This is a genomic window from Mariniradius saccharolyticus AK6 (assembly GCF_000330725.2).
Classification (GTDB): domain Bacteria; phylum Bacteroidota; class Bacteroidia; order Cytophagales; family Cyclobacteriaceae; genus Mariniradius; species Mariniradius saccharolyticus.
Map to the genome: position 1 here is coordinate 187,726 of NZ_AMZY02000001.1, position 21,248 is coordinate 208,973.

General features: G+C 47.7%; 19 protein-coding genes. 10 read left to right on the forward strand and 9 right to left on the reverse strand.

The features are described from left to right. The first annotated feature begins 11 nt into the window (after positions 1-11). The 6 genes from hutG to C943_RS00850 all read left to right on the forward strand — a co-directional run bounded on the left by hutG (position 12) and on the right by C943_RS00850 (position 5,754). Positions 12-980, forward strand: coding sequence for a formimidoylglutamase (gene hutG, locus C943_RS00825; RefSeq protein ID WP_008623402.1), 969 nt, complete (start codon positions 12-14; stop codon positions 978-980). Between the two features lie 115 nt (positions 981-1,095). Continuing rightward, positions 1,096-1,542, forward strand: a complete 447-nt coding sequence (locus tag C943_RS00830; protein WP_040478400.1) for an Hsp20/alpha crystallin family protein — start codon at positions 1,096-1,098, stop codon at positions 1,540-1,542. Positions 1,543-1,678: 136 nt separating this feature from the next. Then, positions 1,679-2,338: an N-acetylmuramoyl-L-alanine amidase gene (locus C943_RS00835; RefSeq protein ID WP_040478404.1), complete on the forward strand. Its 660-nt coding sequence runs from the start codon at positions 1,679-1,681 to the stop codon at positions 2,336-2,338. Between the two features lie 12 nt (positions 2,339-2,350). Continuing rightward, positions 2,351-3,997, forward strand: coding sequence for a glycoside hydrolase family 10-like protein (locus tag C943_RS00840; RefSeq protein ID WP_008623408.1), 1,647 nt, complete (start codon positions 2,351-2,353; stop codon positions 3,995-3,997). 12 nt (positions 3,998-4,009) lie between these two features. Further along, positions 4,010-4,489, forward strand: coding sequence for a GNAT family N-acetyltransferase (locus C943_RS00845; protein ID WP_008623410.1), 480 nt, complete (start codon positions 4,010-4,012; stop codon positions 4,487-4,489). After that, entirely contained in the window at positions 4,486-5,754 is a 1,269-nt protein-coding gene (locus tag C943_RS00850) for an MFS transporter (protein ID WP_008623411.1), read from the forward strand. Before C943_RS00845 ends, C943_RS00850 begins: the two co-directional genes overlap by 4 nt. Positions 5,755-6,452: 698 nt before the next feature. Here the strand turns inward: C943_RS00850 and C943_RS00855 are convergent. Further along, entirely contained in the window at positions 6,453-7,154 is a 702-nt protein-coding gene (locus C943_RS00855; RefSeq protein WP_008623412.1) for an SIMPL domain-containing protein, read from the reverse strand. Between the two features lie 368 nt (positions 7,155-7,522). On the opposite strand from C943_RS00855, the gene C943_RS21215 reads away from it, so the two are divergent. Further along, entirely contained in the window at positions 7,523-8,257 is a 735-nt protein-coding gene (locus C943_RS21215; RefSeq protein ID WP_051069455.1) for a hypothetical protein, read from the forward strand. Between the two features lie 171 nt (positions 8,258-8,428). Further along, on the forward strand, positions 8,429-8,788 hold the full coding sequence (locus C943_RS00865) for a hypothetical protein (RefSeq protein ID WP_040478406.1): 360 nt from the start codon (positions 8,429-8,431) through the stop codon (positions 8,786-8,788). A gap of 443 nt (positions 8,789-9,231) precedes the next feature. Here the strand turns inward: C943_RS00865 and C943_RS00870 are convergent, their stop codons facing one another. From C943_RS00870 to C943_RS00905, 8 genes are all read right to left on the reverse strand, one after another. Further along, complete coding sequence (locus C943_RS00870; protein ID WP_008623414.1) at positions 9,232-10,080, reverse strand: prephenate dehydrogenase; 849 nt, start codon at positions 10,078-10,080, stop codon at positions 9,232-9,234. A gap of 368 nt (positions 10,081-10,448) precedes the next feature. Next, positions 10,449-11,591: a pyridoxal phosphate-dependent aminotransferase gene (locus C943_RS00875; RefSeq protein ID WP_008623415.1), complete on the reverse strand. Its 1,143-nt coding sequence runs from the start codon at positions 11,589-11,591 to the stop codon at positions 10,449-10,451. Next, positions 11,588-12,451 (reverse strand): prephenate dehydratase, encoded by an 864-nt coding sequence (locus C943_RS00880; protein ID WP_008623416.1) that lies wholly within the window; start codon positions 12,449-12,451, stop codon positions 11,588-11,590. Before C943_RS00880 ends, C943_RS00875 begins: the two co-directional genes overlap by 4 nt. Beyond that, positions 12,448-12,816, reverse strand: coding sequence for a DMT family protein (locus C943_RS00885; RefSeq protein ID WP_008623417.1), 369 nt, complete (start codon positions 12,814-12,816; stop codon positions 12,448-12,450). The genes C943_RS00880 and C943_RS00885 overlap by 4 nt, the downstream gene beginning before the upstream one ends. A gap of 157 nt (positions 12,817-12,973) precedes the next feature. After that, positions 12,974-14,200 carry a 3-phosphoshikimate 1-carboxyvinyltransferase gene (locus tag C943_RS00890; RefSeq protein ID WP_008623418.1) on the reverse strand — a complete coding sequence of 409 codons (1,227 nt, stop codon included), beginning with the start codon at positions 14,198-14,200 and terminating at the stop codon, positions 12,974-12,976. Then, positions 14,200-15,252 carry a 3-dehydroquinate synthase gene (gene aroB, locus C943_RS00895; protein WP_008623419.1) on the reverse strand — a complete coding sequence of 351 codons (1,053 nt, stop codon included), beginning with the start codon at positions 15,250-15,252 and terminating at the stop codon, positions 14,200-14,202. The genes C943_RS00890 and aroB overlap by 1 nt, the downstream gene beginning before the upstream one ends. Positions 15,253-15,338: 86 nt before the next feature. Next, positions 15,339-16,436, reverse strand: a complete 1,098-nt coding sequence (locus C943_RS00900; protein WP_040478500.1) for a chorismate mutase — start codon at positions 16,434-16,436, stop codon at positions 15,339-15,341. Between the two features lie 325 nt (positions 16,437-16,761). Then, a complete protein-coding gene (locus C943_RS00905; protein ID WP_008623423.1) occupies positions 16,762-17,838 on the reverse strand; it encodes a bifunctional 3-deoxy-7-phosphoheptulonate synthase/chorismate mutase type II in 1,077 nt (358 codons plus the stop codon). Positions 17,839-17,987: 149 nt separating this feature from the next. Here C943_RS00905 and C943_RS00910 point away from each other — a divergent pair, with 149 nt between their 5' ends. After that, the gene (locus tag C943_RS00910; RefSeq protein WP_008623424.1) at positions 17,988-19,178 is read left to right on the forward strand and encodes a proline dehydrogenase family protein; all 1,191 of its coding nucleotides are present in this window, start codon (positions 17,988-17,990) and stop codon (positions 19,176-19,178) included. 212 nt (positions 19,179-19,390) lie between these two features. Beyond that, positions 19,391-21,109: a lysine--tRNA ligase gene (gene lysS / locus C943_RS00915; RefSeq protein WP_008623425.1), complete on the forward strand. Its 1,719-nt coding sequence runs from the start codon at positions 19,391-19,393 to the stop codon at positions 21,107-21,109. Positions 21,110-21,248 lie beyond the last annotated feature (139 nt).

Consider the following 21,248-nt stretch of genomic DNA (forward strand, 5'->3'; position numbering starts at 1 on the left):
ATCCGATCCAAATGCCCAGCCACGAGCCTGTTTCCCAAAGTCTATGGGCCGGAAGGTCCGCTGAGACTATCCAATATTGGCACCAAGCAGTGAAATGCCAAAAGCCGTCGGATAAGCCCCATGGTACAGGCAAAAGCATATCCATCTTGGGCTATCCCGTGGATGCGGGCGTGCGGCGCAATTCAGGACGACCTGGCAGTGCCAATGGCCCCGACGCGATTCGGAAAATGATGGCAGGAATGGGATTTCATTTGGACAACAGGATTCCCGTTTACGACTTTGGCAACATTGGCACGGTCGGGGACGATCTGGAGGAAACACAAATTTGGGTGAAGGAATGGGTACTGGAAAGACTCCAATCCCATTCCTTTCCCCTCCTATTGGGTGGTGGGCATGATTTGGCCTATGCCCATGGGCAGGCCACGATGCAATATTGTCTCAGCAAAGGAGAAAAACTAGGCATCATCAATTTGGATGCGCATTTTGACCTGCGGCCCCTGCTTTTGGGAAAAGGACATTCGGGCTCTCCATTTTTTCAACTATCTGAAGAATACCCAAAGGACTTCCACTATCTCTGCCTCGGTATCCAAAGGGCAGGAAATCCACCACAATTGTTCAAAACGGCAAAAGCCCTCAAAGTCCAATGGATTGAGATGCAGGATTTTTCGATCAGTAACTGGGACTACATCAGAGAAGCCTTGGACCATTTTTGCAGCGATGTCAATAAAATCTACCTGAGTATCGATTTGGACGGTTTTTCATCGGCTTTTGCACCGGGAGTGAGTGCACCTTCCCCGATGGGTTTTTCGCCGGAACTCGCCTCCAAAGTCCTCAATTGGATCGCTGATTCCGGCAAACTGCTTTGCATGGACGTAGTGGAATTGAATCCACAGTTTGACCAAGACAATGCCACGGCGAGGTTGGCTGCAAGATGTAGTGAGCAGGTTTTGGATCGACTTTTTGGCCATCAAAAAGACTGATTTTTCTTGACCACAATCACCTGAAAATGTGATCATTGTCACGGTATTTTGGATTATTTTTTTGGAATTTTCACTTGTTAAAAAAATCCAATAACACATCTAAACTACTCTAACCATGGGCTCTATAACTAAACGTGACAGAAGTTTTTGGCCAAAGGTGGTTCAAGACTTCTTCGGAACCGAAAACCCCTTCGACTGGGATGAAAAAAACTGGTTCCCCGCAAAATCCTTTGAAGTTCCTTCCTGCAACGTGATTGAAAACGAGAAGGAATTCAAATTGGAAATGTCCGCTCCCGGCTTTGAGAAAAAAGACTTCAAAGTCGAGGTCAGCGATGGTATCCTCCACATCAGTGCCGAAAAGGAAAACAAGGTGGAGGAAGAAAAGGAAAACTACCGCAAGAAAGAATTCTCCTACTCTAGCATCAGGAGGTCCTTCAGTCTCCCAGAGTATGTGAAGGATGATGGCATTGACGCCAAGTACGAAAATGGTATTCTCCACGTGGTGGTCCCAAAAAAATCCGTTGAAAGCACAAAGCCCAAAAAGGCAATTACCGTAGGTTAGTTGTTGTTTTCAGTAGGCGAAGCCCCGGTCTAATTGGCCGGGGCTTTTTGTTGCTACCAGATGGAAATTAAAAAAACGCAGGGTCAAATTTGGATAATTTGACTTATTTTGAAACTCAGTTTCGACATCCAGCACCATGAGAAAAATTTGCCGCGTGATCGCCTGGACGGTATTATGGGTCCTGCCTACCTTGGCCAACGCCCAAACCTTCCGCATTTTTGAGAAACCGATCATTTTCGATGAGGAGCGGGAAAAATTATCGCTGGAGTACCTCGAGAAAAGACACGGAATCCTGCAGGAAAACGCCACCATCCAACCCAAAATGGTCGTCGTCCACTGGACAGCAATCAATACCTTGGAAACGACCTTTGATGTATTCAATCCCGTGCATCTTGCAGGCAGGCCGGAATTGACGGCAGCAAGTAGGCTGAACGTATCCGCACATTTCCTCGTCGATCGGGATGGGACGATTTTCAGACTGTTGCCGGACACCACTTTTGGAAGACATACCATCGGGCTGAATTATATGGCCATCGGCATCGAAAACATCGGCGGTCCGGATGCGCCCCTGACCAAGGCACAGGTCAAGGCGAACGCGGAACTCATCCGCTACCTCCACAGGAAACACAAACTCGAATACGTCATCGGCCATCATGAATACTATGCCTTCCAAGGCACACCCCTTTGGAAGGAAACCGACCCCAACTACATCACCCAAAAACAAGACCCCGGTGACAAGTTCATGAAACGGCTGCGAAAAAAGCTATCCGACCTTTCCTTCAAAAGTACCCCCTAATCCATTTTCTAGATGATATTCTTTTCAAAACCAAAGATTTCCACATTTAGCTTCTTATTGATCTTCTCCTTGGTGGTGTTTTCCTGCAAAACCGCCAAGGTCCCCGCCCCCGTCAGTCCACCAAATACACAAAAACCATCCCCCAAACCGGAGCCCGAAAAGCCAAAACCCCAGCCAAGGGAATTCTACACCGCTTTGGATGTGGAAGTCGCCCCTGCCCCAAGGGAATTCAGGGGCGTGTGGATCGCTACGGTCGCCAATATCGATTGGCCGAGCTCGGGCACCTTGCCTTATGCACGCCAAAAAGAGGAATTCATCAGCCTGTTGGATTATTACAAATCCCTCAACTTCAACGCCGTCATCGTCCAAATCCGGACCTCCGGAGACGCATTTTATCCTTCCCGCTTTGCTCCCTGGTCGCGGTACCTGACAGGCAAGGAAGGCCAAAAGCCCGACACGACCGAGGACCCGCTTTCTTGGATGATTTTGGAGGCACACCGCCGGGGGATGGAATTCCACGCATGGCTCAATCCCTACCGCGCGACGATGAATTTGGACAAAGACCTGCTGAGTCCACAGCATGATTTTTTCCGCCACAAAGACTGGATGGTCAAGTACGACACCAAGTACTATTACAATCCGGGCCTTCCCGAAGTACGCGCCCATCTCGTGCAGATTATCCAGGAAGTGGTCAAAAACTACAACATCGACGCGATCCACTTTGACGACTATTTCTATCCTTACAAAGTCCCCAACCTGGAGTTTGACGACAAGGCGGCATTTCGGAAATACGGCAAGCCGGGGCAGAAAATCGACGATTGGCGCAGGCAAAATGTCAATATGCTCGTGCAGGAGGTCAATACCACCATCAAGGCCGAAAAGCCGTGGGTACAGTTTGGCATCAGCCCCTTTGGCGTGTGGCGCAACAAGGAAAAAGACCCCACCGGCTCGAATACCCGTGCCGGTCAGACCAATTTCGACGATCTGTATGCCGATGTGCTGACTTGGATGAAAAACGGCTGGATCGACTACCTCATCCCACAACTCTACTGGAGTATGGATTACAACTTGGCTTCGCACCGGATATTGGTGGATTGGTGGTCCAAAAACCACTACAATACCAAGATCTACATTGGCAACGGCCCTTATAAAATCCGCGACAATGCCGACCAAGCCTGGAACAATCCGATGGAAATCCCAACACAGGTTGGTCTTTCCAAAATCACGCCCAATATCTCAGGAAATGCCTTTTTCAGCGCCAAGTCCATGTATGTCAAAAACCGCGACGTGGCTGAACTCCTCCACCAAAACCATTACCAAGGGCCCGTTTTGCCTCCTTTGATTTCCAAAGAAACTGCCAACACCCCTGCATTTTCAGCACCGCAACTCCTACCGCATGGTGATGGGTTTGCATTTGTGTTTGGGCAAAGCATCGCACCGGACTATCGATTTGCGCTTGTGCAGACCGCACCAACCTTGGCCGACTTGCAAAAACGGAGCGGGAAAGCTACATTCCAGAAGGTTTACCTGGACGACAGCAACCGCCAACTCATTCCCGTGCTGAGTCCTTTCAACCAGAAATTTGTCGCCATCAGTTTCTTGGATATCTATGGCAAGGAATCCAAACCGATGGTTTTTGAAATCCACAGCAAACCCTAACCTTTTGTTGCGATGAAAGACATGCTCGTCCGCCTTTTGGAACTTCCTGATATTTCGGAGACGGAAAGTCAGCTTGCAAAGGAGAGAATCATTTTCCGTAGACCCATTCCGCCGGAGAAGTCCTTTGTCCAAAACTGGGTGATGGAGCATTTTGGGCAGTATTGGGCCAATGAAGTCGATGCGGCTTTTTCACATCTTCCTGTTCATTGCTTCATTGCGCAGCGGGAAAATGAGATACTGGGTTTTGCCTGCTACGAAGCTACGGCCAAGAACTTCTTTGGGCCCACAGGCACCTTGGAAAGCATGCGGGGAAAAGGCATTGGCAAGGTCCTGTTGGTCAAAAGCCTCCAAGCCCTTCGGGAAATGGGCTATGCCTACGCCATCATCGGCGGCGTGGGTCCTGCTGACTTCTACAAAAATGCCGTCGGCGCAGTGGTGATCGATCGCTCGGAATACAGCATTTACGAAAACCTGTTGAGGAAAAAACCATGAGCAAGACCCCACGCAACAATCCTTGGTACTGGGTGCCTTTACTTTATTTGACGGAGGGTATCCCCTACGTACTGATCATCACCGTGTCGGTCATCATGTATAAAAAGCTCGGCGTCGACAACTCGGACATTGGCCTTTATACCAGTTTTTTGTACCTCCCATGGGTCATCAAGCCACTTTGGAGCCCGATGGTGGATTTGTATGGGACAAAGCGGAAATGGTTTCTCGGGATGCAACTGGTGCTGGCAGCGGCTTTCCTGGGTGTAGGCTTGAGTTTGCCCACGAATCAGTTTTTTGTCATGAGCTTGGCTTGCTTCTGGGTGGCCGCTTTTGCTTCCGCAACTAACGACATCGCTTCGGACGGCTTTTATCTGCTGGCGCTAAAGGAAGACCAACAATCCTTTTTCATCGGGCTGAGGAGCACTTTCTACCGCGTGGCCATGGTCACCGGACAGGGATTGATCGTGATTCTGGCGGGTTGGCTGGAGGTAAAGTATTGCGACAATACCCAGGCTTGGTCGCTGACGATGGTTGTCGTGGCGGGGCTGATGTTTGTATTGACCCTTGTCAATTGGCTGCTCACACCCAACATTGAGACACAGGCAAATTATGTAAAAGAAGAAAGCCTGACCTTTGGGAAGGTGTTTGTATCGTTTTTCGCAAAAAAAGACATCGGGATAGCTTTGGCATTTATCCTGCTGTACCGCTTGGGCGAATCGCAGTTGTTGAAAATCGCCTCTCCCTTCCTCTTGGACACCCGTGAAGCTGGAGGCCTCGGCCTCAGCACCACCGACGTGGGTTTGATTTATGGGACTTTTGGCGTCATCGCCTTGTCTTTGGGAGGAATAATTGGCGGCATCGTCATTTCCCGGGATGGCTTGGGTAAATGGCTTCTGCCCATGATTTTGTCCCTCAACGTGCCCAATTTCCTCTACTATGTCCTCGCCTATTTACAGCCCGAATCCGCTTTTTGGGCAGGTGCGGTCGTCGTGACGGAGCAATTGGGATATGGATTTGGCTTTGCAGCCTTTATGATGTACCTCATCTATGTCGCCGATGGACCTGCCAAAACCTCCCACTATGCCCTCGCCACGGGCTTCATGGCCATGGGCATGATGCTGCCAGGCATGGCAAGCGGATTTGTCCAGGAGTGGCTTGGGTACGAAGGATTCTTCCTTTGGGTCGTGGCATCGGCCGTCCCAGGAATATGGTTAGTTCGCTATGTGAAGTTTCCGAGGGAGTTTGGGAAGAAAAAAGAGGGATGAGGGATTGGGAGATAAGGGATTGAGGGATGAAGGGATAAAGGTAAAGGATGAAGGGTGGAGCCGTTGTCTTTGTCATTCCGAGTTATTAAAATTTGGCATTTACGGGAGGGCAATTACAGCTGCCGCCCGTCATGCTGAACCGTAGCTTGCGGAGGGAAGCATCCCCTGAATTGAGGAGACCCTTCTCCACGATAACAATCGGGACCTCAGGGTGACGATTCATAAGTGTGTCATTAGTAGTCACGAGGAATCTAAGCAGGTTAGTACAATAGACCCCTGCTCCGTCGGGGTGACAAAGTAAAACGTTTTGAAAACCCTGAACCTGAATTAAGAACAAAGGGACCATCCGTCTTCCCGAAGACCATTCTTCGTCATTCCGAGTTTTTAGGATTTGGCATTTGCAGAAAGGCAATGACAACAGATTCAAACCCCCAACGGGGGTTGAACCTTGAGTAGCCCCGGGTTTCTCCCGATAATTATCGTGGACCGGGGATTTGAAGAAATTGAAATATGACCCTCAACCCAGAAGGGGTTGAACTATTGAATTTGGGATTCTTGTCATTGGTAGGTCCCGATCGCTATCGTAGAGAGGAATCTAACCAGTTTAATACATTAGACCCCTCCTCCGTCGGGGTGACAAAGTAAAGACTTTTGATAATCTTGAACTGGTTTTGGTATTTTACGGGGTACTGAGTGGGCTAGAAGGTATACGCCACCCTCACCCGATCGGAAATCTTCTGTACATCCGGGTTGAAAACCGGGGATTCGTAGGCATCCATGGCGGCCACTTCCATCTTCGCTGCGCCACGGAGCACCACAGGGTAGTTGTTGGCAGGTGCGCCGTAACTGATGTGGAATACCTTGATGGTTTGGATACCCATGGCCTTGGCGATCGTTTCGGCTTTGGACTTGGCATCGGCGAGGGCCAGTTCGAGAAGCTGTTTCTCGGTAGACTTACGCAATTCATCCGAGACTACAAACTGCACCTGAAAGCCCATATCCGCAGTCTGATGGAGGGTTTCGGTGATTTTGACCAAGTTGTCGCCGGTGTTTTTCAGCTTGATTTTGATGTTTTGGCTGGCCACATAGCCGCTGTCCTTGGAGGAGTTGTTGGTCCAGATACGGTTCACATTCACGAAGTAATTGTCCACCGTGAAGACATAATCCTTCACTTTGGTCTTCTTCAAAGCATCCTCGATTGACTTGGTTTTTTTGTTGAGGCCATTGGTCGCATCGGCCACCTTCAGGGCCTTCTCGACCACGTTGATCTGGATAACAGCCTCGTCGGGCATGACGGAGACTTCACTGACGCCTTCCACCTCGATGAGGGGGATTTCCTTTTGGGCAAAGGCCGTAAATGCCAACAAGAAGAGCGGGAGAATATAAATCAGCTTTTTCATGGTCTAAGTTTCGTTTATTTCCCAGACGTTTCAAAATCCAGGCCCGTTTTGGGGAAAGGGTGGGATTTAACGGAAATTAAGAAAAGAGATGGGAGATCTGAGACGGGAGACATAAGACTCTAGACTCAAGACTTGGGATTTGAGAAATCGGATGGCGCAGGCAAGGACACCACTTTTACCGGATATACTTGCCTTTTTTAAAAAAACAATCCGCAAATCAAGAGAGCATTTTATAACCTGTATCCAAAATCTACTATCTTAGGAGGTGGGTAAAAACGAGATAAACCTTCCTCTATCCACCTGAATCCGGGGCCAAAAGCGAAGGTTTGTTTCGGGAATATACAAGTTGCCTGTAATCTAATGAAACCATGAGAAAGCGATACATTTTTATATTACTGATAAGTTCAATAACACTTGGACAAAGTTGTGGTCAGACCAATAATAATAAATCAAAAATAACTTATATGGATAATTTTGAACTATCTCCAGAGAATGCACATCCAAAAGCAAAAGAATTATTGACTGCTGATTTTTATTGGAGTCCTATTGAAGAAAGTGCTCCATTCGGGAGTGATGATGGTTCTGATGCATTTTATGGATTTAGAGAATGGAGATTTAAAAATAAGACTGAATCACCAATAGAATATCTACAAGAGCTTATCAATGAATGGGGATTTCCTCCATTTGATTGGAATACTCTTGATACGATGAAAATTAATGAATATATAAGTGGAAATAATACGATTGATAATTCATCCATTCAAGACCAAATTCCAGCAATGAAAGAACATTTTAAAGAAATGGCAGAGAGAGAAGGGAAAGAGTTTGACGAAGCACTCTTTTATCAATCGTTTAATTCAGCAACTGGAGATATGGGCGGGACTTATTTGTTAGGAATAGATAATGCAATTATCGCTGTTGGTTTTGGACAATTTGTTTTAGAAGGAGTAATTAATAAAGAATTAGCTGGATTGACAAAAATTGCATTGCAAAGAGAAATGACTCAACTCTTGTTAGACAGGTGGGGTGAATACAAAGTGACTAGGGTAAAGCTATTGAATCAAATGATTTCTGATATTAACAAAATAGAGATTAAAGAATAAAAACTACAGGCAACATCATATATAAAATATTGGTGGTTAGGTGTTTATGCGAAACTTTCTGCCCCGCACCAACTTTTGTAACGGCAGACAGTGATATCGCCCGCAATCCCCAACATTTCATATATGTGGCCGTTATAGGGCATTTTAAAGGACGACCAACAAATAACACAGATGAACGATAAAGAATTAACAGATAGGATTAAAAATGCAATCATTTTGCTTTCAGATAGACACTCTTTTAAAGTTGGCGACTTGACATTTGGATGCGACAATCAAAATAATTTTTTCGTTTCAGGTTGGGTAGAGAGTCATGAACTTAAGAACATATCAAAAACAAGAGCCATAAACGAATTGACCGAAACAAAGCAATTATTCTCGAAAATGCTTGCAGTATCCACTGACTTAAAAAAATTTATTGAAAACCGAAACGTAGAATATTCACTTTGTTACAACTATGGAATGGGAAGCATTGAGTTATGCAAAGAAAGAAAGGGAAATATTGAATGGACATTAGAATTAATTGGCAATTAGGGAATTACATAAACAATTGTTAGAAGACGGAATTTCAGGAGACCAATATTTCCTTCACCGACTTTTTGGCCCGCCTAAGTATAGTATAAACTTTCGGTCGTGGCTGGGTAGAATTTGTAATTGGACTTCAAGCTCAAAAACCGCAACGGTCGATACCCCTGCTAACCCTTAAGCAAGGGTCGCAAAGTTTGGACCTTCAATGATTTTTATCTGTAAAAGACAATAACTAAAATCAAACCAACAATAAGTATCATGGCCATTCCAACCATCAGTTTCCAACTAAACTTCTTCCATGGGAATAAAGGCATAGCTATATAATTTTTGCTGAAATTATTTCGATTAAATCCTTTAACGGACTCTCACTGAACCCCTATCAGTTCACCTCGAACCAATAACTTTATAACCTTATAACCGAATAACTTTTCAACTCAACAACCTTCCCCTCATCCCCCCAAATCCAAAATCTCCCGGATCTTGTTGATCTTTTCCATTTCGTGGTAGATACCCTCGTAGTCATCGGCGATGATCTTGTCGCGGAACTTGGACAGGTTGGCGATATAAAGGCTCATGGCCTCGAGGATATTCTTCTTGTTTTCCTGCATGATGGGGGCCCACATCGCCGGGGAACTCTTGGCCAAACGCACCGTCGACGCAAACCCCGAACCGGCCATATCGAAGATGTTTTTCTCGTCTTCCATCTTGTCGAGCACGGTCTTGCCCAGCATAAAGGAAGTAATATGCGACAAATGGGATACAAAGGCCAGGTGCTTGTCGTGTTCCTCAGGGTCCATAAAGCGCAGCTTCATGTTCAAGGCTTCCAAGACCTCATAGGCCTTGGCTTTGAGGTGGATATTGGTTTTCTCCATCTCGCAAATGATGAAGACTTTGCGGTCCAGTAGGTCCACCTTTGCCGCCTTCGGTCCGGAGTATTCCGTGCCCGCAATCGGGTGCCCAGCCAAGTATTGCTCACGCTTGGGATGGTCTTCCACGGATTTGCAGAGGAGTTCCTTGGCCGAACCGAAGTCCACGACCAGCGTCTCGGGACCAATGCGGTCCAGGGTCTCCTGCAAAAGTGCCCGCAAGGTATTGGCAGGCGTCGCCAATATGATGATGTCGGTATCGGAATCTGCCTGGTTTCTGGCTTCGTCCACCAAACCCAGCGTCAGGGCATCTTCCAGGTTTTTGGGATTGGAGTCAAATCCGGTGAGCTTGATTTCCGGTTTTGCTTTCTTCAGTGCCAAAGCAAAAGAGCCTCCCAAAAGACCCAAACCGACGATGTGTATTTTTTTCATAAAATGGATAAGGGATGAATTAAGAATTTACAATGATGAATGATGAATGGGTAACCCGTTGTCTTTGTCATTCTGAGGAACGAGGAATCTATTGGAATACCTGCTACGGGAGACGAATACACGATGGAAGGGAGACCGTTTGTCTTTGTCATTCCGAGTTCTTAAAATTTGGCATTTAAAGAAAGGTAATGACAGCAGATTCAAACCCCCAACGGGGGTTGAACCTTGAATAGCCCCGGGTGTTAACCCGGGGTATAGTGTGATGCAAATTTGAATCAACCCCAAAGGGGTTGAACTATTGATATTGGGATTCTTGTCATTAGTAAGAACGAGAAATCTAATGAAAGACGGAAGAGCTATCCTTGACATCATATCCGATCGATTGCTTCTTTGATTTTTTCCTCGCTCACGCAAAGGGAAAATCGAATATAACCTTGTCCCTGTATGCCGAATACGGTCCCCGGTGTGACAAAGATCGATTTCTCATGCAGCAGGTAATCGACCCATGCCTCGGCGGATTTTCCGTCTTGGATTTTGCACCAGACAAACATCCCTGCGCTTTCTTTTTCATAGGAAAAACCCAACTTCGAGGCCAATTCCCAAATCAGCCTCCTTCTCTCGGCATAGGTCCGGTTCAAGGCGTCGTACCAATCCTGTCCCAGTCCCAAGGCCGCGACCGCACCCTGCTGAATGCCCAAAAACATTCCTGAGTCCATGTTGCTTTTGACCTTGGTCACGGCTTGGATCCATTCCGGCTTGCCCGCCAGCATTCCGACACGCCATCCGGCCATGTTGGATGTCTTGCTCAAGGAATTCAGTTCTAGGGCGACGTCCATCGCCCCGGCGACTTGGAGTATGCTTTTCGGCTTTGGTTCCAAGACAAAGCTGTAGGGATTGTCATGGACGATGAGCATACCGTATTTTTTTCCAAAAGCCACAATTTCCTCGAAAACCCCCAAGTCCGCCCGCGCACCCGTCGGCATATGCGGGTAATTGGCCCACATGATTTTCACTTTGGAAAGATCCCGGGATTCGATTTCCTTCCAATCTGGCCTCCAAGCGTACTCAGCCTTTAGTGCATAGGGAACCGCCTTCACGCCGAGCAATGCCGCGACCGAGCGATAGGTCGGATAGCCCGGGTCGGGAACCAACACTTCGTCTCCTGCATCCAAAAAAGTCATCGAGATATGCATAATGCCTTCCTTGGATCCCATCAGGGGAAGGATTTCGGAGTTTGGATTGAGTGCGACACCGTAGAATCTCTGGTAAAAATCCGCAAAACCCGCTCTCAGGGCCGGGACTCCTTGGTATCCTTGGTAGCCGTGGGAATTTGGCTTCCCCGCCGACACAGCCAAGGCCTCCACGACTGAGGGATGGGGTGGCAAGTCGGGACTGCCGATGCCCATGTTGATGATGGGCTTTCCCGCCGCCTGCAATTGAGCTACCTCCCGGAGTTTTTGGGAGAAGTAATACTCCTGCACATCAGCCAAGCGTTTGGAATAGCCTTTCATCTTGATGCTATATTGGGTTGAAAAACCATACCTGCCTCCTCTTTTCTGCTTCTGTACTCCCCAAAAATCTTAATGCCGCCACCATGGGCCCGGACAGCCGCCAAGGCGCTTCGGTAATTTTCATAGGTATCGAACACGGTGTCGATGAAAAAGGAATAATTCCAAGGCTCGTCGATCACGGGAATGGACTGGATTTTACTCAAGTCCAGGTCGTGGGCACTCAGCAGCGTCAGCAATTTGGCGAGGCTTCCTTTTTCGTTGGAAATGGTCAGTTTGAGCGAAGCTTTATTGGGAAGGAAATCTGCCGGTTTTCGTTCGCTGCAAAGGAGGATGAAACGGGTGAAGTTGTTTTTCACCGTCTGAATATCGGCTGCCAATATCTCCAAATGATAAATCGCCGCGGCGGTTTTGCTGGCGATGGCGCCGATTCCTACTAGGGACTCCTCCCCTATCCTTTGGGCAACGGACGCGGTGTCCACATCGTCGATCAGGGAGATTTTTGGATAGTCCTGAAAGAACTTCTTGCACTGCAACAGCGCCATGGGGTGCGAACGGACCTCGGTTAAGTCTTCGATTCTCTGCCCAGGCAAAGCCATCAGGTTATGTGAAATCGGCAAATAATACTCGTCCATGATCCACAGACCATACCGGTCGATCAACTCATAATTGGGTAAAATCGCCCCTGCGATGGAATTCTCGATCGCCATCACGGCATAGGGGCAATGTCCATTGGCCACGGATTTGGCAACTTCCTCAAATGTCCTGAAACCCACGATTTCAGCTTCATTGCCGAAACAATTGAGCGCCACTTGATGGTGGAACGAACCGGGAATACCTTGGATGGCGATTTTTTGTATCATTTCTTAAAGATAAAATACACCGCCAAGACCAAAAAGCCGAATCCAATCAGGTGGTTGACTTTGATGCTCTCGTTTTTGAAAAACAGAAAAGTGAAAATCATGAACACGACCAAGGTGATGACTTCCTGCAAGACCTTCAACTGTACCAGGGAAAAAGGTCCGCCGTTTTCGCGGAACCCGATCCGATTTGCCGGGACTTGGAAGATGTACTCAAAAAATGCGATCCCCCAGCTAATCAGCACAATCGAAATCAATCCAAGATTCTCAAACCATTTGAGTTCCTTGAACTTCAGGTGTCCGTACCATGCCAAAGTCATGAAGGTATTGGACAAAATGAGGAGGGAGATGGTGAGGAGGGCTTTCATGGGGGGGGTATTGGTTATTGAGTTATTGGTTATTGGGTTAAAAGGTTGGAAAGTTATAAGGTTATTGGGTTTCCCGTTCTACGCTTCTCGTCTCTCGCTTCTCGCTTCCCGCTTCTCGTCTCTCGTTTCTTGCTTCTCGCCTCTCGCCTCTCGCTTCTCACATCTCCTTCTCCACCAAGCCCACATGTTTCCAAAAACTTGGATACGACTTATTGACGACGGCTGGATCTTCGATAATGACCCTGGTTTTGGTCATGAGGGGCATAAATGCCATCGCCATCCGGTGGTCGTCGTAGGTGCGGATCCGTACTTCATGCGGCATTTTCACGGAGGGAATGACAGTAAACGCACCTTCTTTTTCCTCCACGAGTTGTGCGTTGAACTTTGCCAATTCCTGTTGCAAGGCAAAAATCCGATCGGTTTCCTTGATCCGCAAGCTTTCCAATCCGGTAAATACCGCTTTTTGCCCGATGATCGCACAGTTGACGGCGACGGTTTGCGCCAAGTCAGGGCAATGGGTAAAGTCCCAGGAAGCCAATCCCTTCACAGGCTGCTTGGTCAAGCGGACGCCACCTTTTTCAAATTGGGACTGCACCCCCAAGCGGTCCATGATTTCCACAATTTTGGAATCACCCTGTAGGCTGTTTTCCTTCAGGCCTTCTAAAAACAAACCTCCCGAATCCGCACAAGCCAAAAGACTGAACCAATAGGAAGCTCCCGACCAATCGCTTTCCACATGGAAAGTTGTCGACTGATAGGCCTGGTGGGGAACTTTGATGGTGTTTTCTTCCCAAGTATGCTGCACGCCAAACTCACGCATGAGCTCCAAAGTCATTTGGATATAGGTCCTCGACCCGATTTTTCCTTCGAGTTCGAGTTCCAAACCCATCGGCAAAACCGGGGCAATCATGAGCATTGCAGAAATGTACTGCGATGAAACATCCCCACGCATCTTGATTTTGTTGGATTTTTGCTCCTTGATGCCATGCACAGCCAAAGGCGGATAACCTTCCACATTCATGTAGTGGATCTCTGCCCCGACTTCCCGCAGCGCCTCTACCAATATCCCGATGGGCCTCTCGCACATGCGTGGCGTACCCGTCATGACCTTGTGCTGATTGGTCACTGCAGCATAGGCGGTCAAAAACCGCATTGTCGTCCCTGCATCCAACACATCATAAATAGGCGGATTTTCTCCCAATAGCCGAATCATCGTTTGGGTATCCCGAGCCTCGGCAAGATTGTGCAGCTTATTTTTTCCCTTTGTCAGTGCGTCGATGACCAAGGCGCGGTTGCTTTCGCTTTTGGAAGAAGGCAAGGGAATGACGGTTGGCCTAAAGGCCGAAATCTGGGGTAATGTCTTTGTCTCCAACAGGGTATCCATTAGGATTTTGATGCTTTTTGTGAAATGGATTGGTAAAACTGGATGGCCTCGGATATTTCCTCGACCGAACAGGGAACGTCGTAGGTGCAATCTCCCATCGCACGCAGCAGTGAAAAATTGATCGTCGCGCCCACATTCTTTTTATCCTGCAGGCAAAGATTGACGATGCTTTCTATATCGCCTGAATTCACGTCAAAATGACCGTAGACGGAAAGCAAAAAATCCGTGATTGCCTGCAATTGATCGACAGAAAGCCCTGATTTTCGATTGGAAAGCCAAGCCTCGCAGATCATGCCAATGGCGATGGCCTCCCCATGCAGTAGGTGTGTGGCAGTATCCAAATAAAAAGACTCAAAGGCATGTCCGATTGTATGGCCAAAATTGAGGATTTTGCGCAGGCCGGATTCCTTGGGGTCTTGTTCCACCACTCGCTTTTTGATGCCGACTGATTTTCGAATCAGCGCATCCCAAGCTTGGCTTTCCCACTCGACAGGTTTCAAAACTGAGAAATAGGCCGCATCTTGGATCAATCCATGCTTGATGATTTCGGCATAGCCTGAGCGCAACTCCGCATGGGGAATGGTCTTGAGGAATTCGCTCGCCACGATTACGGTTTCCGGATCGGTAAAGACACCGATATGGTTTTTGAATCCCTTGAAATCAATGCCCAACTTTCCGCCCACGCTGGCGTCCACCATCGATAGCAGGCTTGTAGGTATGTTGATAAAACGGATGCCCCGCTTGTAGGTCGCTGCGCAAAAGCCTCCCATATCACCAGTCACGCCTCCACCCAAGTTGATGATGAGTGCCTTTCGGTCAAAGCCTTCCTCTGTCATCCAAGTCCAAATGTCTTGGCAGGTCCCGAGGTGTTTGTTGATTTCCCCTGCGGGAAAACTGAACACTGCATGATCTGGTAGAACTGATTTCACCAAGGGATAGCAATGCCTGAAAGTATTGCTATCGGTAATCACTCCCAAGCGGGAGAACTGGAATTGCCGAAGGATTTCCGGCAAATCGTTTCTGACATTATTGGAAAAAAGGACTGATTCCAAAATCGGGGAATTTTGCGGTCTCTGTATTCAAGGGAAAGAAAACAGCCAAATGGATATGCATTCCCTTTGGCTGTTTTGGCGATATGCTATTTTTTGACTGGATCTGCCTCTCGAAGTTGCTTTTCCTGTCTTTTGACCGACTCCTCGTGGATACAGTAGAGCAGTTCTTTCATGAACTTCTCGCTGAGGTTTTTGGCAATTCCCTTTTGGGTACGCGATTCCATCACATATTTCCAACGGTCAGACTGGAATACAGTCAAATGGTTTTCGCGCTTGTAGGCGCCAACTTGATCGATCAGGGAGAATCTTTCCTGAAGGATATCAAGCAATTGGTCATCCAAATGGTCAATGGCAGTCCTGAGGTCGTTGAGACGTTCGCTTGGCTGCTCTGCACCCAAGGTATCTTTGAAGTCGATTTGGGAAAGGATTTCCTTCAACCTAGCCGGTGTCACTTGTTGTTTGGCATCTGACCAAGCTTTGTCGGGATCGTGGTGCGTTTCGATCATCAAGCCGTCCAAACCAAAGTTGATGGCGCGCTGGGCGGTTTCCAAAATCCCCTCACGGTTACCTACAATATGGCTGGGGTCGTTGATGACTTCCATTCCTTTCCACTCCCTCTTCAGGTGGATAGGCATGGACCAATTGGGTTTGTTGCGGAATCGCTTGTCATAGGAGTCAGAAAACCCTCTATGAATCGCTGCAAGCTTGTTCAAACCCACGGCATGCATCCTTTCCAAGGCACCAATCCACAACTGGAGATCAGGGTTCATCGGGTTTTTGATCATGACTGGGATATCGGTACCACGAAGGGCCTCGGCGATTTCCTGTACCGCAAATGGATTGACGGTCGTTCTGGCTCCAATCCACACCACATCGACCTTGTGCTTGAGTGCCAGTTCGGCATGTGCGGCGTTCCCAACTTCCGTGGTAATCGGAATGTTGAGGTGGTGACGAACGATCTCCATCCACTTTAAGCCATCTTCGCCGATGCCTTCAAATGCTCCTGGCCTGGTCCTTGGTTTCCAAATTCCGGCCCGGAACATGTCGGGTACCATGTTTTCCTTCTTCATGTCCAAGCAGATTTGCTCGATTTGCTGAGGCGTTTCGGCGCTGCAGGGCCCTGCGATGATGACGTGGCCTTCGATTCCCAAGCCCCAATCTTTGATTTGTAAATGGTCGTTCATGATTTGATTGTTTAAAAAAAAAGCCCGATCCTTTCGAACCGGGCTTTTTTTGCTGTTTATATTTTTTAGTTTTTTACCAGACAATGTGCAGCTCCGATTCGACCTTCGAGGCGAAAGTAAAAGTAAAAGAAGGTAAAATAGGCGAATGCTGCGATTAACATGTTCCAAAAGTAAAGGGCCACTTTTTCAAAAACAAACAATTTTTTGAATAATTTTTAATTTTTCACAAATCATACCGTGGATTCAACAATCAAATCCAAAAAACATACTTTGCCTGTTCCGGACGGAATTTTATTTCGCATACCTCCAGATGATTGATTTGATTCTAGTCTTTTTTGCCCAAAATCCGCTCCTGTACATCAATCGACTGGGCGTGGATCAGTTGGAAAATTTCCCGTATAAAAGCGGGGTTGAGTTTGAGTGATTTCGCCCACTCAGGTCGACTTTCAAAAATCTCCCTCCAACGCTCGAGTTGGAAGATCGCGACGTTGTTTTCCTTCTTGTACTCCCCTGCCTGCTCTACAAGGTGCATCCTGCGGCTCAATGTCTCCAATAACTGCCGATCGATTTCATCCACCTTCTCGCGCAGCAATTCCAATTGGGAGGCAAACTTCGGGTTGGGAGAGAATCCGGAACGAAGGTGCAGACTTCTCAACAATGTGGAAAGATCGCCGGGAGTCAATTGCTGCGCCGCATCGGACCAAGCCGCATCCGGGTCTACATGGGACTCGATGATCAGTCCGTCAAAATTCAGGTCCAAAGCCATTTGGGCTATGCCAGGGACCAAGTGCCGCTGTCCACTGATATGGCTGGGGTCGTTGATGATGGGCAATTCGGGGAAGCGGGTCTTCAATTCAATCGGGATCTGCCACATCGGACTGTTCCTATATAGCTTTTCATTGAAATTGGAAAAACCGCGGTGAATTGCAGCCAACCTTTCAATCCCCGCTTTATTGATACGTTCCAAGGCTCCGATCCAAAGCCCAATATCTGCGTTGACCGGGTTTTTGACCAATACGGGAATGTCAACTCCCTTCAAGCTATCTGCTATTTCCTGGACCGTGAAAGGATTGACGGTTGACCTTGCGCCAATCCAAAGGACGTCAATGCCGTGACCAAGGGCCTGTTCCACATGTCGCGCCGAAGCGACTTCGACTGCGAATTTGACATCATGCCTTTTCTTGACATCAACTATCCACGAAAGCGCAATATCACCCACCCCTTCAAAACTGCCAGGCCGCGTTCTTGGCTTCCAAACACCGCCACGGATGATCCTTATCCCCGCCTCGACCAAACCCGCTACCGTACGGTCCAATTGCTCGGGAGTTTCGACACTGCAAGGCCCCGCGATTACCAAAGGCTTGCTGGCTTGATTTTCCGAAAGGAGCGGCTTCAAATTCATCTTCTACGGCTTTGTCCAAAAAACCTCTCCCTGAGTGGAAGAGTTTGTAAAATTCGCACAATTATTCAAAATATTATTCTGAATTGCTGTGAAAACAATGCCCTTCCCGCGGCAGTTTTTTGATATATTTGCGCCGTCAATCTTGTCCTATGCAAGTCAAACCCAATATATCTTTCGAAAACCTGGAGGTGGCATTCGCTTCCAAATCAGATGCAGAACTGAAAAAAATGTACTTGATTTTCGCCACCATCAACAACAACCTTGCGGTGAGTGTCGGTACCAAATTGGCGAATTGGTCTTTTGCCCTGGGTCTTCCGATCAAAGGTTTGATGAAAAAAACCATGTTCGGGCACTTCTGCGGCGGGGAGAATATTGAGGATTGCCAGAAATCCGTGGACGTGTTGGCCAAGTACCATATCCATACGATTCTGGATTATTCGGTAGAAGGAAAGGGCGACGAGGAAAGCTTTGACGCCACCAAAAACGAAATCCTGAAGACGATCGAAAGATCCGCAGGAGACGAGAATATGCCATTTGCCGTGTTCAAGGTGACCGGCTTGGGTGATTTTGGCATCATGACCAAAATCCAAGCTGGCCAACAGCTGAGCAATGGCGAAAAAGAATCTTTTGAAAAGTTGAAGGCCCGTGTGGATGAACTCTGCGCTGCAGCACATGCCGCTAATACAAAGATCCTGATCGATGCCGAGGAATCGTGGTTTCAGGAGGTCATCGATAAAATGGCCTACGAAGCAATGGAAAAATACAACCGCGAATCCTGCATCGTCTACAATACCTTCCAAATGTACCGCCACGATATGCTTGGACGATTGAAAAAGGCGCATCAAATCGCCTTGGAGAAGGGATACTGGTTTGGGGCAAAACTAGTGCGTGGGGCCTACATGGAAAAAGAACGGGACCGCGCGGCTGAAATGGGATATCCAAGCCCGATTCAGCCTACCAAAGAAGCATCAGACCGGGACTACAATGCAGCTTTGGAATATTGCATGGAACACATCGCCACCATGGGTTTGGTGTCGGGTTCCCACAATGAGCAGAGCAATATTCTTCTTACCCAGCTTTTGTCGAAATACGGAATCAGCGCTTCCGACGATCGGGTGTACTTTGCCCAACTCTATGGCATGAGTGACAATATTTCCTACAACCTTGCCAAGGCCGGCTACAATGTGGTCAAATATGTTCCCTATGGCCCCGTGGAAAAAGTAATGCCCTACCTTTCACGGCGGGCAGAAGAAAATACATCTGTGGCGGGACAAAGCAGCCGGGAATTTGACTTGGTGAAGCGGGAAATCGCGAGGAGGAAGAAATTGAAAAGGAAATAGGGATTGGTAAATGGTTAAAAGTCATTAGTGAATAGTCCATAGACCATAGCTGAGGAATCTGGTCAAAGCATGGAAAGCTGATGGTAGTAGAACAATTTTGTAATCGGTTTTAAGGGGTTTTGACAATTGAACTCGTTTTCTCCTATCTCATATCTCACGTCTCATATATCACGTCTCATATATCACATCTTAAATCTCATATCTAAATCATAATGCAATTATTGAGCGAACAGGAACTGGAACGGCGGAAAGACCGGGAAGAATTGATGCAACTGGGGATAGACCCCTATCCTGCGGCATCCTTCCCCATCAATGTCACAGCCGAAGACATCCATAAAAACTACGAAAACAACAAAACCGATTACAAGGATATCTCCATTGCTGGCAGGCTGATGAGCAGGCGGATCATGGGTTCGGCTTCATTTGCCGAGATCCAAGATGCGACGGGCCGGTTACAGATCTATATAAGAAGAGATGATATTTGCCCTGAAGAGGACAAGACACTTTACAATACTGTCTTCAAGAAATTGCTGGGAATCGGTGATTTCATCGGTGTCAAAGGATACATTTTCACCACACAGACAGGGGAAATTTCCCTCCATGTGACGGAATTGAAGATACTTTCCAAGTCCGTGAAACCGCTTCCGATCGTCAAGCGTGACGATGATGGCAACGTGTACGATGGATTCACGGATCCTGAGTTGCGGTACCGTCAACGCTATGTGGATCTGACGGTCAATCCAGAGGTGAAGCATGTATTTGTGACCCGCTCGCGCATTATTTCCAAAATGCGTCAATACTTTGACGACCATGGTTGGTTGGAAGTAGAGACGCCCATTCTCCAGCAGGTCCATGGCGGGGCGGCGGCAAGACCATTCCACACCCACCACAACACCTTGGACATGCCGCTTTTCCTGCGTATTGCCAATGAATTGTATCTGAAAAGGCTGATCGTAGGTGGGTTTGACGGTGTGTACGAAATCGGGAAGATGTTCCGCAACGAAGGGATGGACCGTACGCACAATCCTGAGTTTACAGGCATGGAAATCTACGTGGCTTACAAGGATTACGTCTGGATGATGGAAATGGTAGAGGATCTATTGGAGAAAATCACCCAATCCATCCACGGCACGACCAAAGTGCAGGTCGGCGACAAATCCATTGACTTTGCAGGGCCATACAGACGCTTGAGCATGTTTGATTCCATCAAGGAATATGCAGGCGTGGATGTCAGCGAAATGGACGAAGTGGCGCTCAGGGCTACCTGCCACAGCATGGGCATCGATGTGGACGACTCGATGGGCAAAGGGAAGTTGATCGATGAGATTTTTGGTGAAAAAGTGGAAGCACACCTCATACAGCCAACCTACATCACCGATTATCCGGTAGAGATGACTCCTTTGGCAAAAAAGCACCGATCCAAGGAAGGCTTGGTCGAGCGTTTTGAGCTTTTTGTCAACGGAAAGGAAATCGCCAACGCGTATTCCGAATTGAATGACCCGATCGTTCAGCGGGAACGCTTTGAGGAGCAATTGAAACTTGCTGCAAGGGGCGACGATGAGGCCATGGCCATGGACGAGGATTTCCTGCGTGCTTTGGAGTATGGCATGCCGCCAACCTCGGGCCTTGGGATCGGTATCGACCGATTGACCATGCTTCTGACCAACAAGTCCACGATTCAGGAAGTGCTTTTCTTCCCGCAAATGCGTCCTGAGAAGAAAATCAGCATCGCTTCGGATGAAGATTTCATGGCACTGGGTATTCCGGGAGGACTCATTCCGGCCATCAGGGATTTGAATATCCAAACCATTGAGCAACTGAAGGAACAAGACCCTAACAAGTTGTTCAACGATGTCTGTGGACGAAGGAAAAAACTGAAACTCGAAGTGCCGAATCCAAGCAAGGAGGAGGTCGAGGCGTGGCTGAAATAGTGGATTGACCGAAGTATTCATCTTCCCCGCTTTCTATTTCACAACAGAAAAGGATAACTTGGGGGAGCCTTTCAAAGGGCTCCCTTTTTTTATTTCCGACAATTGATGCCTCCGTATCATTTGCAACAAATCAAAATAG

Coding starts and splice junctions, on each gene's coding strand:
- hutG (WP_008623402.1), top strand. CDS start 12: ATGCCCAGCCACGAGCCTGTTTCCCAAAGTCTATGGGCCGGAAGGTCC.
- C943_RS00830 (WP_040478400.1), top strand. CDS start 1,096: ATGGGCTCTATAACTAAACGTGACAGAAGTTTTTGGCCAAAGGTGGTT.
- C943_RS00835 (WP_040478404.1), top strand. CDS start 1,679: ATGAGAAAAATTTGCCGCGTGATCGCCTGGACGGTATTATGGGTCCTG.
- C943_RS00840 (WP_008623408.1), top strand. CDS start 2,351: ATGATATTCTTTTCAAAACCAAAGATTTCCACATTTAGCTTCTTATTG.
- C943_RS00845 (WP_008623410.1), top strand. CDS start 4,010: ATGAAAGACATGCTCGTCCGCCTTTTGGAACTTCCTGATATTTCGGAG.
- C943_RS00850 (WP_008623411.1), top strand. CDS start 4,486: ATGAGCAAGACCCCACGCAACAATCCTTGGTACTGGGTGCCTTTACTT.
- C943_RS00855 (WP_008623412.1), bottom strand. CDS start 7,154: ATGAAAAAGCTGATTTATATTCTCCCGCTCTTCTTGTTGGCATTTACG.
- C943_RS21215 (WP_051069455.1), top strand. CDS start 7,523: ATGAGAAAGCGATACATTTTTATATTACTGATAAGTTCAATAACACTT.
- C943_RS00865 (WP_040478406.1), top strand. CDS start 8,429: ATGAACGATAAAGAATTAACAGATAGGATTAAAAATGCAATCATTTTG.
- C943_RS00870 (WP_008623414.1), bottom strand. CDS start 10,080: ATGAAAAAAATACACATCGTCGGTTTGGGTCTTTTGGGAGGCTCTTTT.
- C943_RS00875 (WP_008623415.1), bottom strand. CDS start 11,591: ATGAAAGGCTATTCCAAACGCTTGGCTGATGTGCAGGAGTATTACTTC.
- C943_RS00880 (WP_008623416.1), bottom strand. CDS start 12,451: ATGATACAAAAAATCGCCATCCAAGGTATTCCCGGTTCGTTCCACCAT.
- C943_RS00885 (WP_008623417.1), bottom strand. CDS start 12,816: ATGAAAGCCCTCCTCACCATCTCCCTCCTCATTTTGTCCAATACCTTC.
- C943_RS00890 (WP_008623418.1), bottom strand. CDS start 14,200: ATGGATACCCTGTTGGAGACAAAGACATTACCCCAGATTTCGGCCTTT.
- C943_RS00900 (WP_040478500.1), bottom strand. CDS start 16,436: ATGAACGACCATTTACAAATCAAAGATTGGGGCTTGGGAATCGAAGGC.
- C943_RS00905 (WP_008623423.1), bottom strand. CDS start 17,838: ATGAATTTGAAGCCGCTCCTTTCGGAAAATCAAGCCAGCAAGCCTTTG.
- C943_RS00910 (WP_008623424.1), top strand. CDS start 17,988: ATGCAAGTCAAACCCAATATATCTTTCGAAAACCTGGAGGTGGCATTC.
- lysS (WP_008623425.1), top strand. CDS start 19,391: ATGCAATTATTGAGCGAACAGGAACTGGAACGGCGGAAAGACCGGGAA.